Origin of the sequence: Streptomyces sp. NPDC086519 (assembly GCF_040686075.1) — a bacterium.
In the GTDB taxonomy this organism is placed as follows: domain Bacteria; phylum Actinomycetota; class Actinomycetes; order Streptomycetales; family Streptomycetaceae; genus Streptomyces; species Streptomyces shenzhenensis.
Genome location: NZ_JBFBJL010000041.1, coordinates 69,275 through 85,320, shown reverse-complemented (window position 1 = coordinate 85,320; position 16,046 = coordinate 69,275). Strand labels below are relative to the sequence as shown.

At 70.6% G+C, this 16,046-nt stretch carries 11 protein-coding genes and 3 pseudogenes; 10 read left to right on the top strand and 4 right to left on the bottom strand.

Annotation, left to right across the window (positions count from 1 at the left end; genetic code table 11):
- On the bottom strand, nt 1-1,817 hold a 1,817-nt coding region (locus AB0P24_RS31860), incomplete at its 3' end, for an amino acid transporter (protein ID WP_365800073.1).
- A gap of 480 nt (nt 1,818-2,297) precedes the next feature.
- Between AB0P24_RS31860 and AB0P24_RS31855 the strand changes: the two are divergent.
- The 8 genes and pseudogenes from AB0P24_RS31855 to AB0P24_RS31820 all read left to right on the top strand — a co-directional run.
- Nucleotides 2,298-2,503, top strand: a pseudogene (locus AB0P24_RS31855) (hypothetical protein); the annotation flags it as partial.
- Between the two features lie 156 nt (nt 2,504-2,659).
- Nucleotides 2,660-4,468: an NAD(P)-binding protein gene (locus AB0P24_RS31850; protein ID WP_365800071.1), complete on the top strand. Its 1,809-nt coding sequence runs from the start codon at nt 2,660-2,662 to the stop codon at nt 4,466-4,468.
- 198 nt (nt 4,469-4,666) lie between these two features.
- Nucleotides 4,667-4,789: pseudogene (locus AB0P24_RS31845) on the top strand (potassium-transporting ATPase subunit C); the annotation flags it as partial.
- Nucleotides 4,790-4,946: 157 nt separating this feature from the next.
- Nucleotides 4,947-6,172, top strand: a pseudogene (locus tag AB0P24_RS31840) (family 43 glycosylhydrolase).
- Nucleotides 6,173-6,320: 148 nt separating this feature from the next.
- Nucleotides 6,321-7,619, top strand: a complete 1,299-nt coding sequence (locus AB0P24_RS31835) for an extracellular solute-binding protein (protein WP_365800069.1) — start codon at nt 6,321-6,323, stop codon at nt 7,617-7,619.
- Between the two features lie 8 nt (nt 7,620-7,627).
- Nucleotides 7,628-8,623: a sugar ABC transporter permease gene (locus AB0P24_RS31830; RefSeq protein ID WP_365800067.1), complete on the top strand. Its 996-nt coding sequence runs from the start codon at nt 7,628-7,630 to the stop codon at nt 8,621-8,623.
- The gene (locus tag AB0P24_RS31825) at nt 8,620-9,465 is read left to right on the top strand and encodes a carbohydrate ABC transporter permease (RefSeq protein ID WP_365800065.1); all 846 of its coding nucleotides are present in this window, start codon (nt 8,620-8,622) and stop codon (nt 9,463-9,465) included. Before AB0P24_RS31830 ends, AB0P24_RS31825 begins: the two co-directional genes overlap by 4 nt.
- A 63-nt stretch (nt 9,466-9,528) precedes the next feature.
- Nucleotides 9,529-10,581 carry an endo-1,4-beta-xylanase gene (locus AB0P24_RS31820; RefSeq protein ID WP_365800063.1) on the top strand — a complete coding sequence of 351 codons (1,053 nt, stop codon included), beginning with the start codon at nt 9,529-9,531 and terminating at the stop codon, nt 10,579-10,581.
- 107 nt (nt 10,582-10,688) lie between these two features.
- Here AB0P24_RS31820 and AB0P24_RS31815 read toward each other — a convergent pair whose 3' ends face one another.
- Nucleotides 10,689-10,895: a DUF5999 family protein gene (locus AB0P24_RS31815; RefSeq protein ID WP_181807334.1), complete on the bottom strand. Its 207-nt coding sequence runs from the start codon at nt 10,893-10,895 to the stop codon at nt 10,689-10,691.
- 347 nt (nt 10,896-11,242) lie between these two features.
- A complete protein-coding gene (locus AB0P24_RS31810) occupies nt 11,243-11,827 on the bottom strand; it encodes a hypothetical protein (protein WP_365800061.1) in 585 nt (194 codons plus the stop codon).
- A 556-nt stretch (nt 11,828-12,383) separates the two neighbouring features.
- On the opposite strand from AB0P24_RS31810, the gene AB0P24_RS31805 reads away from it, so the two are divergent.
- Both AB0P24_RS31805 and AB0P24_RS31800 read left to right on the top strand, forming a co-directional pair.
- Nucleotides 12,384-13,904, top strand: a complete 1,521-nt coding sequence (locus tag AB0P24_RS31805) for a glutamate--cysteine ligase (RefSeq protein WP_365800059.1) — start codon at nt 12,384-12,386, stop codon at nt 13,902-13,904.
- Nucleotides 13,905-14,198: 294 nt separating this feature from the next.
- Nucleotides 14,199-14,999: a type II CAAX endopeptidase family protein gene (locus AB0P24_RS31800; protein WP_365800057.1), complete on the top strand. Its 801-nt coding sequence runs from the start codon at nt 14,199-14,201 to the stop codon at nt 14,997-14,999.
- Here the strand turns inward: AB0P24_RS31800 and AB0P24_RS31795 are convergent.
- Nucleotides 14,989-15,801: a PhzF family phenazine biosynthesis protein gene (locus tag AB0P24_RS31795; RefSeq protein WP_365800055.1), complete on the bottom strand. Its 813-nt coding sequence runs from the start codon at nt 15,799-15,801 to the stop codon at nt 14,989-14,991. The two genes, AB0P24_RS31800 and AB0P24_RS31795, sit on opposite strands and share 11 nt — an antisense overlap.
- Nucleotides 15,802-16,046: the final 245 nt, after the last annotated feature.

Here is a 16,046-nt window from a genome sequence, read left to right as displayed (position 1 = left end):
TCGAAGTAGATGTGCGGGATGCAGCCGGTCTCGTCCCGGACGTACAGCAGCAGCGCGGCCAGGGCGTTGGGGATGGAGGCCGACTCCAGGGTCAGCACGCGGTAGCGGTTGTGCAGGACCTCGCCGTGGACGGTGAGGCCCGCCTCGAACTCGGAGGGGTCGGTGACCGTCACCTCGACGAAGACGAAGTCCTCCGGCTCCGGCATGTCGTTGTCGGCCCGGATCTGTTCGATCTTGTCGCGGTACTCGGCCTTGTCGCGCCGGTCCGGCTCGTTGGCGATGAAGCGGATCTTGCGGCTGGCCATGTCCCGGATGAATCGTTCCGCCATGTCGTCGAGGGTCACGCTGGTCACGCGCAGTTCGAAGGCGCGGGCGAGGCGGGAGAGCAGTGAGACGAGGATGATGCCGACGATGAAGCAGGCACCGATCTTCACACCGTCGGGCCGTTCGATGACGTTGACGACGGTCGTGTAGAGGAACACCGCCGAGATGACGCCGAACCCGATCGCCCACTTGCGCTGCCCGGCCTTGCGGGCGGCGATGGTCACCGCGACCGCGGCGGAGCTGATCAGGACCAGCACGCCGGTGGCGTAGGCGCCGCCCTGTGCGTCGACGTTGGCGTCGAAGATCCAGGTGACCAGGAAGGCGATCAGGGTGAAGACGATGACCATCGGGCGCACGGCACGGGCCCAGTGCGGGGCCATGCCGTAGCGGGGCAGGTAGCGCGGCATCAGGTTGAGCAGGCCGGCCATCGCGGAGGCGCCGGCGAACCACAGGATGCAGATGGTCGAGACGTCGTAGACCGTGCCGAAGACGTTGCCGAGGTATTGGTGGGCGAGGTAGGCGAGCGCGCGGCCGTTGGCGCTGCCGCCGGACTTGAACTCGTTCTCCGGGATCAGCAGCGTGGTGATGAAGCTGGTTGCGATCAGGAAGCAGCTCATGATCAGGGCGGCCGTGGTGAGCAGTTTCTTGGTGTCCCGGATCCGGCCGGTGGGCTGCTGCTCGGTGTCGTGCGGGTCGCCCTTGACGTGGGGCATGACGGCGACACCGGTCTCGAAGCCGGACAGGCCCAGGGCGAGTTTCGGGAAGACGATCAGGGCGACGCCGATCATGACGAAGACGTTGCCGTGTTCGGCGGTCAGGGCGCTGGACCAGTCGGTGATGACGTGCTCGGCGGTGATGACGTGGTAGAAGCCGACGATCACGACGACGACGTTGAGCGCGAGGTAGACGCCGACCAGGGCGACCGCGACGCCGATCGCCTCCAGGAAGCCCTTGAGGAAGACCGCGCCGAGCAGGGCCACCAGGAGCAGTGTGATGATCAGTTGCTTGCCGTGCAGGAAGTCGGTGAGATGCGGGTTCTCCACCAGGTGGGTGGAGGCGTCCGCGGCCGACAGGGTGATGGTGATCAGGAAGTCGGTGGCGGCGAAGCCGAGCAGGGTCAGCACGAAGAGCTTGCCCTGCCAGAAGGAGAGCAGCCGCTCCAGCATGGCGATGGAGCCCTCGCCGTGCGGGCTCTCCTCGGCGACGCGGCGGTAGACCGGCAGGGCGCCGGCCAGGGTGACGATGACGAGCACGATGGTCGCGATCGGGGAGAGCAGGCCGGCCGCGAGCGCGGCGATGCCCGGCTGGTAGCCGAGGGTGGAGAAGTAGTCGACACCGGTCAGACACATCACCCGCCACCAGCGCTGGCCCTGGTGGGCGGGCTCGGGCTGCGCGTGGGGTCCGGTGTGGCCGCCGCTCTTGCCCATGTCGGACAGCCCCTCCAGCATCCAGGCGCGCAGGCGACTGGGAGGGGGGTGCTCGGTCGTGGCCATGGGGTCGGCTCCTGGTGTCCGGCGCGGTGTGGTGCGGCGCAGTTCGATTCCGGCCATCACGCGGACGGCGGCACCAGCGTAAGCAGAGAGTGACGCGTGGGCCCACGGATCGGAGGGCTCTGGGCGTCAAGCTTGCGTTAAGAATGCCCTGACCGGGCGGGGGCCGCACGTCAGGAAACGGTGGTTCGTGGACCGCGTGGGGAGCTTGCGCTGTACGGGGGACGGCGGGCGGGTGCGGGAGATCGGACACCGAGCGTTATCCCGCACAGCGCCCCTACGACGTCCGCCCTGCGGTCCGGACCGGGAGCCGGGCGACGCGGCGGGACCGGTTCGGGCCGGACCACCGGATGGGCGCCCTGCGGCCGCCTGAAGGGGTGTCAGGATCGCATCAACGCCGACTGCTCCTGGCCGGACGCGGTCGCAGACTGACGGGTACGGGGGCGGGCGGCCGTCCGCGGCGGGTACCTGGGAGAGGGCCGCGCCCTGCTCGCGCTCGGGGTGTTCGCGGTCGCGGTCGCCGTCGCCGCGGTCGTCGACCGCTCGCTGCGCCTGTCGAGGCGTAGGGCCCGGGCCACCGCCGAGGCGGGGACCACGTTGTGGCCGGCGGGCAGCATCGTGCGCGGCGGTCGGCCCGTCCCGGCCCTGCGGAGCGCACCCGTGGGATCTTCGGCACGGACTTTGCGGAACCTGGCGACGCCACCCCTGTCCTTGACATGCTCTTGACGGAATTTTGAACGGTGTGCAGCGGCCCGGCCGGAACCGGCGTCACGGCGAGTGCCGTTCAGGCTGATGTGACGTCGACCCTCCCTGTACCAGCGGCTTCCGGAGAGAGAACCGGGCACATGGTGATCTGCGGCGACGACGGCCTCGCCCACCGGCTCGCCGTCGAACTGGACGCCGTGTGCGGTGAGGTCGTCACCGTGGTCCTGCCGTCCGCCGACGACCAGCACGGCGCCCGGGTCGGCGCCCTGCACCGCGACCCGACGTCCGCCGTCCACCTGCACATCTCGGCCCGCCCGGACGAGGCCACCCTGCGCGCGGCCGGAGTGGCACGGGCCGCCGCGCTCGCCCTGACCTACCGCGACGACCAGGTCAACGTCACCGCGGCCCTGCTCGCCCGCACCGTCAACCCCTCCGTGCGGCTGGTCGTGCGGATGTTCAACCGGGAGCGCGGCCGCCATCTCGAACGGCTCCTGGACCGGGCGGCGGGCCTGTGCGACGCTCCCGCACCGGACACCTCCACCACCGTGCTCTCCGACGCCGACACCGCCGTACCGGAGCTGGTCGCGGCAGCCGCCGTGGGCCACGGCCACACCCTCCAGGTCGAGGGCAAGGTCTTCCGCGGTGTCGTACGGCCCGCGGGCACCCCCACGCACGCCACCGACCTCGCCCCCCTGGCCGTGCTCTCCGGCGCCCACGAGGACGACCCGGCCAGCCAGGACAGCGCCGAGACGGCCGGCGAGGACGGCACCCAGCTGCTGCCCGACGACCGGACGGCTTACCACCGGCAGTTCACGCACGGGCGGCTGATGCTGGAGGAGGTCGTCCACCTCGACACGGCCGAACCGGCCCGCCGGGTCCGGCGGTTGCGGCCGGTGCGCTGGGTGCGGGCCCGCTTCGCCCACCTGCCCTGGCGGGTCTTCCGCTCCCGGCAACTGGCAGCGGTCTACGGCTCGTTGGCCGCCGTCGTGGTCGCCCTGTCCACCGCCACCGCGCTCTTCGCGGACGAGCATCCCTGGTGGAAGAACTTCTATCTGCCGCTGCTGGACATCTTCACGATGGGGGATCCGGCGACCGAGGAGTCCCCGGCCCGCCGCATACTCCAGCTCCTCGCCGGCTTCGTCGGGCTCGCCGTGCTGCCGCTCGTGGTCGCCGCGACCATGAACGCCACCGAGGCGTTCCGCACCGCCTCCGTGAACCATCCGCCCGACGACGACGTCAGCGGCCACATCGTCCTGGTCGGCCTCGGGATGGTCGGCACCCGGGTGCTCGACCGGCTGCGCTCCACCGGCCACCAGGTGGTGGCCATCGAGCGGGACCCACGCGCCCGGGGTGTCGCGCTCGCCCGGGAACTCGGCGTCCCGCTGGTCCTGGAAGACGCCACCGCCCCCGGCGTCCTCGAACTCGCCCGGGTCCGGCAGTGCGGCTCCCTGCTCGTCCTCACCCGCGACGACGGCCAGAACCTCGACATCGTCATGGCCGTCCGGGAGGCCAACCCCGCGGTACGGGTGGTCACACGGCTGTACGACGACGCCTTCGCCGCGACCGTCCAGCGCACGTTGCGCGCGTCCTATCCGGACGCGCTCACCCGGAGCAGGAGCGTTTCAGCGCTGGCCGCGCCCTCTTTCGCGGCGGCGATGATGGGGCGGCATGTGCTGGGGGTGATGCCGGTGGAGCGGGGGTCGCTGCTGTTCACCTGCGTGGATGTGGCCGGACATCCGGAGCTGGAGGGGCGCTCGGTGCATCAGGCGTTCAGGCGGCGGGAGTGGCGGGTGCTGGCGGTGGGGCCGGTCGGCGGGAGCGCCTCGGGACAGGCCGCCTTCGACTGGCGGCCGGCGCAGGGCCGGGTGCTGGCGGCGGGGGACCGGGTGGTGATGGTCACCACCCGGCGCGGGCTCGACGTGCTGATGGCGGGGGTCCGGTGGGGCTGAGACCGGGTTCGGTGGGCTGAGACCGGGTTCGGTGGGGCCGAGGCGGGGCGTGCTCCAGGCCTGACGCCTTGAAGACGCCCGGCACCCTGGACCCCGGGGGGCCGATCTCCGGGCGGCGGACCTCGTCAAGGAGCACCCGCCCCTGTCCATACTGAGGTTTGCCCAGTTCAGGAGGGTTCGGCGGGCGAACGGCGGCTTCAGGTGCTCATCCAGCAGATGAAGGACGCCAAGGCCGCCGTCATCAAGGACAACTCGGTCCCCGAGTACACGGTCAAGGCTAACGAGGTACCGGCCGACGCGGTGACGTCCTCCGGCTCCGGCGAGGTCCTCCGGAATCACGTCGTGGTGTGCGTGCTGCCGTACCGGTTGAAGCCGTGACGGCTGCCTTGTCCGGCCCCGAGCGGGCTTCTGCCGAGCGCTCCGTAATGTTCGCCGATCTTGCCGAAACTTTCGGTACGGCTGGGGGAGGGGCACACGCATGCGGACGTACGACGACCCGGTCGTCCCCGGCTTCCGTCCCGACCCGAGCGTGTGCCGGGTCGGGGAGGACCACTACCTCGTCTGTTCCGGCTTCGAGTACCTCTTCGGCATCCCGCTCTTCCGCAGCCGGGACCTGGTGCACTGGCGGCAGCTCGGCAACGTCCTCGACCGGCCGGGGCAGTTGACGCTGCCGGGCGGCACTCCGGCCTCTGGTGGCGGGTACGCGCCGACCATCCGGCACCACGACGGACTCTTCCGCCGAGCGGCCCGAGGGGCCCTGGTCCGACCCGGTGTGGATCGACGTCCCCGGCATCGACCCGGACCTCGCCTGGGACGAGAACGGCGACTGCTGGTGTGCCGTCGCGGGGGTCGCCGTCGCCCGGATCGACACCCGGAGCGGGAAGGTGCTGGAGGGGCCGCTCCCGATGGGGTCCGGTACGGGGCTGCGGGACCCGGAGGCGCCGCACCTCTACCGGGTCGGCGAGTGGTGGTACCTGCTGGTCGCCGAGGGCGGCACCGCGCTCGGGCGCGGGGTGTCCGTGGCCCGCGCCCGAGCGCCGCGCGGGCCGTGGCAGCCCGCCCCCGGCAGTCCGCTGGTCTCGCACCGGGGCATCCGGGAGCCCGTCCAGTGCACCGTCCAGTGCACCGGGCACGCCGACCTCGTCCGGACGGGTCCTGGTCGCTGACCGAGCGGCCCGGGTGGCTGACGCTCACGGCCGCCGGGGGCAGTCTCGACCGCGCCGGGCGCGCCTTCGTCGGCCGCCGCCGGCAGCACGCCGACTGCCGGGCCGCCGCCCTGCTCGACCCCGGCCCGGGACGCGCGGGTCTGTCGGTGCGCATCGACGAGGCCCACCACTACGACCTGGAGGTGAGCGGGGGAGTGGCGAGCGCGGTCGCCCGGATCGGGCCGCTTCGCAGGCGGCTCGCCGAACGTGCGGTGCCGCCCGGTCCGTTGACCCTCGTGGTGGAGATCCGTACGACCCGGGTGCCGCCGCCCACCGGCACCGCACCGGGGCAGCACGACACGACCGGCGTCCGCCCCGCCGGCCCGATGCCGTGACCCTTTCGGTGGAAACGTCCGACGGTGTCGTTCGGCTGGCCGAACTCGACGGCCGGTGTCTCTCCAGCGAGGTGGCCGCCGGGTTCACCGGCCGGGTCATCGGCATGGATGTCACCGAGGGGCGGGCCGCCTTCGACTGGTTCGCATACGTGCCCAATACCTGATGCGCGACACCTTGACGCTCCTGATCCGCCTTCCTAGAGTCGCCGTTCGGAACGTTCGATGAATTTGTCGAATGTTTCGAAGACGGTGGCCTCAGAGCACCACCGAACCAGGACGGCGTCGGTCGTCCCGTACCCCAAGGAGCGCATCATGGGCGACCCGGCACTGTCCCGTCGCGGTTTCCTGGCGGCCACCGCGGCCGCCGGTCTGGGCATGACCGCCCTCAGCGGCTGCGGCTCAGGCTCGGACGGAGGGTCCTCGTCGTCGGGGAAGGTCACCGTCGAGTGGTGGAACATCTCCACCACCCAGCCGACGAAGAACGTCTGGGCGGGCCTGGCCAGGAAGTTCGAGGCCCAGAACCCGCATGTGAAGCTGAAGATCGTGCAGTTGGAGAACGACGCCTACAAATCCAAGATGACGGCGCTCATAGCCTCCGGCAAGCTCCCGGACATCTTCCACACCTGGGGCGGCGGGGTCCTCAAGCAGCAGGTCGACGCCGGCCTCGTCGAGGACCTCACCGACGCCACCAAGCCCTGGGCGGACGGGATGCTGTCGGTCGCCAAGCAGCCGTACCTCATCGACCAGAAGCTCTACGGCATTCCGTTCGACATCGGCATGATCGGCTTCTGGTACAACAAGGCACTCTTCAAGAGGGCGGGGATCAGCGAGCCTCCCACCACGTGGAGCGGATTCCTCGACGCGGTGCGGAAGCTCAAGACCGCCGGCATCACCCCGCTAGCCCTCGCGGGCAAGGAGAGCTGGACGGGCATGTACTACTGGGCGTACCTGGCGATGCGCACGGCCGGGCTCGACGCCCTCCAGAAGGCCGACGAGGACAAGGACTTCACCGGCACCGGGTTCGTCCAGGCCGGACAGCACCTGAAGGACCTGGTCGACCTCCAGCCGTTCCAGAAGGGCTTCCTCGGCGCCGCGTACTCCGCGCCCACCGGCCAGGCGGCCGCCGTCGGCAACGGCAAGGCGGCCATGGAACTGATGGGCCAGTGGGCCCCGGTGGTGGAGGCGGACGCGGGCAAGGGCCTCGGCTCGGACCTGGGCTTCTTCCCGTTCCCCGCGGTCGAGGGCGGCAAGGGCGCCATCACCGAGGTCTTCGGCGGTGGCGGCGGGCACGCCCTGCGCAAGGGCGCCCCCAAGGAGGCCGTCGACTTCCTGAAGTTCTTCGCCTCCGAGACCACCGACCTGGTGCTCGTGGAGAAGACCAACACCCTCCCGGTGGTCCCCGGCGCGGAGAAGGCGCTGAGCGACCCCAACACCAAGGCCGTACAGGCGCAGTTGAAGGCCGCCACCGGTTTCCAGCTCTACCTCGACCAGGCCTACGCGCCCGCCGTCGGCCAGCAGATCAACGACAGCGTCGCCGGGCTGATCGCCGGGTCCAAGTCGCCCGCGGACGTCACCCAGGCGATCACCAAGACCGCGAAGGAAGAGCAGTAGGCCGCCCGATGACCTCGACCTACCTGCCCGGTACCCGGTCGGGACCGGAGGCCGCGCCATCGCCGCTGCCGGCCGCGGGCCGGGCGCGGCGGTGGCGCAGGCTGCTGCACTGGCTCACCGCGATGAGCTTCCAGCTGCCCGCCCTGGCGCTGTTCGGCGTCCTCGTCCTGCTGCCGATCCTGTTCGCGCTGTACGCCTCGTTCTTCCGCTGGGGCGGCTTCGGCATGCCCTCCGACTACACCGGCACCGACAACTTCACCCGGCTCCTCCAGGACGACGTCTTCCTCGGCGACCTGTGGCGCTGCCTGGTCCTCGTCGTGCTGTCGCTGGCACTGCAACTGCCGTTCGCGCTCGCCATGGCGGTCCTGCTCAACCAGAGGATCCGCGGCCGGGCCGTCTACCGGATGCTGTTCTTCGCGCCGTACGTGCTCTCCGAGGCGATCACCGGCGTGTTGTTCGGCATGATCTTCGCGCCCGACGACGGGCTCGCCGACCATCTCCTGAGCGACATCGGCCTCGGCGCGCTCGGCGGGAAGTGGTTCTCCGACCCCTCCACCGTCATGGCCACCCTCTTCCTGGTCATGACCTGGAAGTACTTCGGCTTCCACATGATGCTCTACCTGGCCGGACTCCAGTCCATTCCGGCCGAGTTGACGGAGGCCGCCACCGTCGACGGCGCCTCCCCCTGGCAGCGCTTCCGCCACGTCACCCTGCCGCTGCTCGCGCCCACCCTGCGCATCAGCGTCTTCCTGTCGGTGATCGGCTCCATCCAGCTCTTCGACCTGGTGTGGGTGGTCACCGCGGGCGGCCCCGACCACCACTCGGAGACGATGGCCGTGACCATGTTCCAGTACGGCTTCAAGCGCTACCAGGTCGGCTACGCCAGCGCGATCAGCGTGGCCATGTTCGCCATCAGCCTCGTCTTCGCCCTCGCCTACCAGCGGTTCGTGCTCCGCCGCGACCTGGAGGGCGCCACCACGAACATGAGGGGAGACGGCGCATGAGCGGCACCAGCAGCCGCAAGACCACGGCCGTACGGAACCTGCCGCTGCACGTGATCCTGATCGTGGTCGGCGCGGTGATGGTCGTACCCCTGCTGTACGCCCTGCTGTCCGGGTTCAAGACGACCGACGAGCTGTCCCGCAACCCGGTCGGTCTGCCCGAGTCCTGGGTCACCTCCAACTACACCGGCATCCTCGGCTCCGGCACGTTCTGGCGGCTGGTCGGCAACAGCACGCTGATCGCGGTGGCCACCACCGTGCTCGTGGTCGCGGTGTCGGCGCTGGCGGCCTTCTCCTTCGCGCGGTTCGCGTTCCGCGGCCGGGAAGTCCTGTTCACCGTGTTCACGATGGGCCTGATGTTCCCCTTCGCGGTGGCCGCCCTGCCCCTCTTCCTGCTGCTGCGCTCGATGCACCTGCTGGACAACCCGCTGGGCGTGATCCTGCCGCAGGCCGCGTTCGGGCTGCCGATGACCATCATCATCCTGCGCGGCTTCTTCCGGGAGATCCCCGGTGAGCTGGAGGAGGCGGCCACGCTCGACGGCTGCGGGCCGTTCGGCTTCTTCTGGCGGATCCTGCTGCCCATGGCCCGGCCGGCGCTCGGCACGGTCTCGGTGCTCGCGGTCGTCACCAGCTGGAACAACTTCTTCCTGCCGCTGCTGGTCTTCACCGACTCCACCTGGTGGACCGTCCCCATCGGTGTCCAGCAGTTCCAGGGCCAGTACTCCGCCGACACCGCCCGGGTCTTCGCCTATCTGGTCCTCGCGATGGTTCCCGCCCTGGCCTTCTACTCGGTCGCCGAGCGCCAGCTGGTCGGCGGCCTGACGGCCGGCGCCACCAAGGGCTGAACCCGCACTGGTCAGCCCGCTGGTCATCCCCCACTGGTCATCCCAACTGATCGGAGTCGCACGATGTCCCGCACACGTCTCAGACTCGCCGGTGCCCTCGCGGCCGTACTCGTGGCCGCCGGGGTCGCCACCGGCCCCGCCGCCCAGGCCCACGACCGGCAGCCCACCCTGGCCGAACTGGCCCAGCGGCACGGCCGCTACTTCGGCAGCGCCACCGACAATCCCGAACTCACCGACACCGCCTACACCGGGCTGCTCGGCACCGAGTTCGACATGATCACGCCCGGCAACGGGATGAAGTGGTACGCCACCGAACCCCAGCAGGGCGTGTTCGACTGGACCAACGGCGACCAGATCGTGAACCTGGCGCGCAAGAACCACCAGCGGGTCCGCGCCCACACCCTGGTCTGGCACAGCCAGCTGCCCGACTGGCTCACCTCACGCGACTGGACGGCCACCGAGCTCCGGGCGGTGCTCAAGAAGCACATCCAGACCGAGGTACGGCACTACCGGGGCAAGGTCTACTCCTGGGACGTCGTCAACGAGGCCTTCAACGAGGACGGCAGTTACCGCGAGACCCTCTGGTACAAGACGCTCGGCCCCGGCTACATCGCGGACGCGCTGCGCTGGGCCCACCAGGCCGACCCGCACGCCAGGCTCTACCTGAACGACTACAACATCGAGGGCCTCGGCGCGAAGAGCGACGCCTACTACGCGCTCGCCCGGCAACTGAAGGCCGAGGGCGTCCCGCTGGACGGCATCGGCTTCCAGGCCCACCTCGCCCTCCAGTACGGCTATCCGTCCACCCTGGAGGACAACCTCCGCCGCTTCTCCCGCCTCGGCCTGGACACCGCGCTCACCGAGGTGGACGTGCGGATGCAACTGCCCGCCACCGACGGGAAGCTGGCCGAGCAGGCCACCTGGTACGCCGATCTGACCAAGGCCTGCCTGGCGGTACGGCACTGCGTGGGCATCACGGTCTGGGACTACACGGACAAGTACTCGTGGATCCCGGCGTTCTTCCCCGGCGAGGGCGCGGCCCTGCCCTGGGACGAGCAACTCGCTCCCAAACCGGCCTACTTCGCGCTGCGCACAGCGCTCGGCTACAAGGGGTGACCAACCCCGGACACACGTCGGGGCCGGTGCGCACCGTGGATGTGCGTCCGGCCCCTGCGGGTCACCGGGCGGAGCGACGGGGCCGCCCGGGGGGTGCGGCAGGTCTCTCAGGCGGCGGTCACCACGCGGCCGGCACCGAGCGGGCGGTGCGGCGCGATGATCTGGCCGTCGGGCAGGAGCTCACCGGTGTCCTCGAAGAGCAGAACGCCGTTGCACAGCAGGCTCCATCCCTGCTCCGGGTGGTGCGCCATGAGGCGGGCGGACTCCCGGTCGGCGGATTCGGCTGTCGGACACGGCGGCTGGTGCTGGCACATGGATAGGGTCTCTCGCTCGGTCGTGGTCATGTCGGCCCCCCGTGCTGATGAGTCGGTCGGAAACCAGTGTTGCCTTCCGGGCGTTGCTCCGCAGGGATTTCGCTGCACCGCTTCTCACAGGTTGGAGACGCGTCACCCGCGCGGACGGTTCATTCCGGCAGGGTTGCCGATTCGGATGGTTTCACATGGCCGGATGGGGCTAGTCCGAACGGCGGGCCGGCGCAGGGCGAGGGCTGTTCCGGCTCTTGGGAGCGGCGAATTGCTCGGACGAGCGGGCCGAAGGAACAACGCGCGCACCCCGCCACTCGACCGGGAGCGGCGGGGTACGGCGCGGTGCGGCGGCGGTGTCAGGCGGGCGTGATGAGCAGAGGTGCCGGGGTGATCCGGTCGGTCAGCACCGGGAGCAGTTCGGCGACCGGGTGCGGCCGGTGCGCCGCGATACCGGGCGGAGCGGGCGCCAGCGGCACGAGCAGGTCGGTGGCGGCGGGGTGCCCCTCGGCACCGTCGGCCGTGCAGTCGCCGTGCAGCCACAGGGCGAGCATGTAGAGGCCGGGCAGGGACAACAGGCGGGGCTGGTACGTCTGCTGCAGAGCCTCGGCCTGGTGCAGGGCCTGCTCGGTGGAGGTGATGTAGGGGCCCTCGAAGAAGTGCGAGAACGCCCAGCCGTCCGGGGTGAGCATCGTGTCGGCCGCGGCCACCGCACGGTCGCCGCAGCGGATCAGGAAACGCCACCCGGCGAGCCGGGTGGCGGACCCGCCTTCCGGGGTGATCCGGTCCAGTACGTGCACGGGAAGCGGGAGTTCGGGGGTCGCGGGTCCCTGCGCGGCGCGCAGGGAGGGGGTCCGGGCCTCGCGGACCGCGGTGGGGGAGCCCAGGGCGGTGAGGACGGAACGCAGTGCGGGCGCGGGGGCGGGAGGGACATGCAGCGGCATGGTGGGTCGCCTCTCATTCGACAGGCGCGGCGGCGCGAGGGAGGGGGCGGACGGCGCTGTCAGCTCACAGGAGGTCAGAGAGGCGGGGCCCGGTGCGGTGAGGAGAGGTGCGGGCGTTGCCTGCCGCACCTCACTCAGGCGGCAGGAACCAGGACCGTGGGCGCCAGCCTTCTGCCTTGTTCGCGAAGTTTATACGACGCCTGTTCAGGTGGTGTTTCACCGGGCCGTTTCACACAACAGGACAAGACGCAATTCGGTCGATGATTTGCGTGGAATCCTCCCGATTTCCTGCCCATCGGAACCCCGCTGACCTCGGATTACGAGGCTGTCGCGGTCGGCCGGATGCAGTCGGCGTTTTTCACGAGGGGAACGGGGAACCCGAAGTTGCGTGCGGCGCCATGCCTCGTGAATGTGCCGCGGGACACATTCCAACAGAGTAGCGGGTGCCGGTGCCGCGCGCGACGTTATCGATCGCGTCCGCTGGGCATCATCCCACCTGGACTCGGGACACCGGCGGCCGGAAGCCCGGCCCGCCCATTCGAGGAGGGACGCTTCGATGGGGGAGAAGGTCGTGGCGGGCCGGTTCGACCTGTCCGATCGCCGGCGCTACCGCGAAAAGCTCCGCGACTGTCTGACGGGGCTGGAGCGGTTGCTGGTGGAGAAGCGGTTCGACCGCCCCAAGAATCTCATGGGCGTCGAGATCGAATTGAATCTGGCCGGCGCCGACGGCATGCCGAAAATGCTGAACGGGCAGGTTCTGGAACGTATCGCGAGCCGCGATTTCCAAACAGAACTCGCCATGTTCAATCTGGAAGTGAACATAGCCCCACACCGGCTGGAAGGCCGGGTTTTCGACCGGCTCGCGGAGGAACTGCGCACCTCCCTGGCGTACGCCGACCGCAAGGCGGGCGAGGTGGACGCCGGGATCGTGATGACCGGCATCCTGCCCACCCTGGAGCGCGACGACCTGGTCTCCGCGAACCTCTCCGAGGTGGACCGGTACACCCTGCTCAACGACCAGATCGTGGCCGCCCGGGGCGAGGACTTCCTGCTCGACATCGAGGGCGTCGAGCACCTCGTGTGCACGTCGAAGTCGATCGTCCCGGAGGCCGCCTGCACGTCCGTGCAGCTGCACCTGCAGGTCACCCCGGCCCGCTTCGCGGACGTGTGGAACGCGGCGCAGGCGGCGGTCGCCGCGCAGATCGCCGTGGGCGCCAACTCCCCGTTCCTCTTCGGCCGTGAACTGTGGCGGGAGTCCCGCCCCCCGCTGTTCCTCCAGGCCACCGACACCCGCCCGCCGGAGCTCCAGGCGCAGGGCGTCCGGCCGCGCACCTGGTTCGGCGAACGCTGGATCAGCTCGGCGTACGAACTGTTCGAGGAGAACCTGCGCTTCTTCCCCGCCCTCCTGCCGATCTGCGACGAGGAGGACCCGCTGGCCGTGCTCGACGCGGGCGGGGTGCCGAAGCTCGCGGAACTCGTCCTGCACAACGGCACGGTGTACCGCTGGAACCGGCCGGTCTACGGCATCGCCGACGGCGTCCCCCATCTGCGCGTCGAGAACCGCGTGCTGCCGGCCGGGCCCACCGTCACCGACGTCGTCGCCAACGCGGCGTTCTACTACGGCCTGGTCCGTGCCCTCGCGGAGGAGTCCCGCCCGGTGTGGACACGGCTGCCGTTCGCCGCGGCCGAGGCGAACTTCGACGCGGCGTGCCGGGACGGCATCGACGCGCGTCTGGTCTGGCCGAGGCGGGCGCGGTACGGCGGCGGCACGGCGGAGGTGGACGCGGTCACCCTCGTCCGCGACGAGCTGCTGCCGCTGGCGGAGGCCGGGCTGGACGCGTGGGGCGTCGACCCCGCCGACCGGGACCTGTATCTCGGCGTGATCGAGGAGCGCTGCCGGCGCCGGGTCAACGGAGCGTCCTGGCAGGCGGCGACGTTCCACCGGGCACGGGAACAGGGGCTGCCGAGGGACGCGGCGCTCGCGGCGATGACCCGGCGGTACGCGGAGCTGATGAACGAGGGCGATCCGGTGCATACGTGGCCGGTGGGGTTACTGGAGCCGGTGCCGATGGGGTGAGGGCCGCGGGGGAGGCGCCGCGCGGGTGTGGTGGGCGCGGCGGAGCGGGGGTCTGCCGCGGCGGCCCCGCGCCCGTTGCGGAGCGCTGTGGTCGGCCTTGCCGTCCGGTTCTCGGTGGTGACGTCCCGGCCGTCGGTGCGGTAGCCGGCGCGTGGACGGGGGTCGGCCGTGTCCGTCTCTGGTTGATCGGGCAAGCTGTGACGTCCCATGGTGCGCACGGTCTTCGGTACTGCTTCCGAGACAGGAGCGGGGCGAGGACGCTCATGGGGCCGGATTGCTCGACTGGAGGCAGGAGTGCAGGTGGAGGCGGATCAGGTGGCCGGTGCTTACCCACTGGAGCGGCCCTCGCAGCGCGTGTTCAGGGACGAGACGCTGCTCGTTCTGGGGCTTTCGCTCGGTGCGAGTGGAGTGTCCGCCCTGATCAGCTTCATCGGATCGGTCACCAAACCGGGCGGCCTCAAGGACCAGGCGGCGACGATGAACGCCTCGGCCGCGCCGGGCCGCCCCTGGCTGGATCTCGCCTGGCAGCTCTTCGGCATCGCGGCGGCACTCGTCCCCGTCCTCCTCGTCGCCCACCTCCTTCTCCGCGAGGGCGCGAGCCTGCGCTCGCTCGGTTTCGACCGCACCCGCCCCTGGCCCGACCTCGGACGCGGTGCCGCGATCGCCTCGGTGATCGGCAGCGCCGGAATCGCCTTCTACCTGGCCGCACGCGGCCTCGGCTTCAACCTCACCGTGGTCCCGGAGGCGCTGCCCGGCGTGTGGTGGAAGTACCCCGTGCTGATCCTTTCCGCCATGCAGAACGCGATCCTCGAAGAGGTCATCGTGGTCGGCTATCTGCTGCGCCGGCTGGACCAGTTGGGGTGGAGCGCGGGGACGGCGCTGGTGGCCAGTTCCGTCCTGCGCGGCTCGTACCACCTCTACCAGGGGATCGGCGGCTTCGTCGGCAACATGGTGATGGGCGTGGTCTTCGTCTACCTGTACCGGCGGTGGGGCCGGGTCGGTCCCCTGGTGGTGGCGCACTCCCTGCTCGACATCGGCGCGTTCGTCGGGTACGCGCTGCTGGCCGGCAAGGTGGGCTGGCTGCCTACGGCGTGAGCAGCTCGCCGTCGATGACGGTGACCGCGCGCCCGGTCAGCAGGACGCGGTCACCGCGCAGCGAGGTCCGGACCAGCCCAGTACGCCGGGAGGCTTGCAGCCCCGTGAGATCGGGCTCGCCGAGCCGGCCGGCCCAGTGCGGCGCGAGAGCGGTATGCGCACTCCCGGTCACCGGGTCCTCGTCGATCCCGACGTTCGGGAAGAAGCAGCGGGAGACGTAGTCGTACCCCTTGGCCGGGTCCTCGGCGCGGGCGGTGGCGATGATTCCGCGCGTGGAGTAGGCGGCGAGCGCCTTGTGGTCGGGGAAGAGGCCGAGCACGGTCTTCTCGTCGGCGAGTTCCAGGAGCAGGTCACCGACGTTCGCGCCGGTGTCGAAGCCGGCGACGGGTTCGGCGCCGAGCGCCTCGGCGACCCCGTCGGGCACGTCGACCCGGGAAAGCGGGGCGGTGGGGAAGTCGAGCGTGACCGTCCCCTCCACGCCGGGCGTCGCGACCAGCACGCCACTCCGGCTGGCGAACCGCACGGGTCCCGGGTGCGCCCCGGTGGTGTGCAGTACATGAGCGGTGGCGAGGGTGGCATGCCCGCACATCGCGACCTCCGTGACCGGCGTGAACCACCGCAACGCCCAGTCCGCGTCCCCGCCCTCGGGCAGGGGGTGCGCGAACGCGGTCTCGGCATGGTTCACCTCCATGGCGACATTCTGCATCCACCCGTCTTCCGGAAAGGAGTCGAGCAGCACGACCCCGGCCGGATTCCCGGAGAACGCCCGCTCGGCAAAGGCATCGACGATTCGAATCCGCATGAACCAGAAGCTAGGCCCTACGCGCCCCGCCCGCCCAAGGCCAATCGCGCACTCCTGGCCCGATTTCCACCAGCCGGACTCCCCACCACCGCGGCCAACCGGGTGGCGCAAGGGCCCGAAGACCACCGGCACAACAACCACAACGGCACCCCGAGACCGCCTCACCACCCTCTCACCGACGCGACCAACGGACTCACGGAGGGTGGTTCGCGACGGCGTGCCCTCTCGGGGGCGCGGGGATCTGC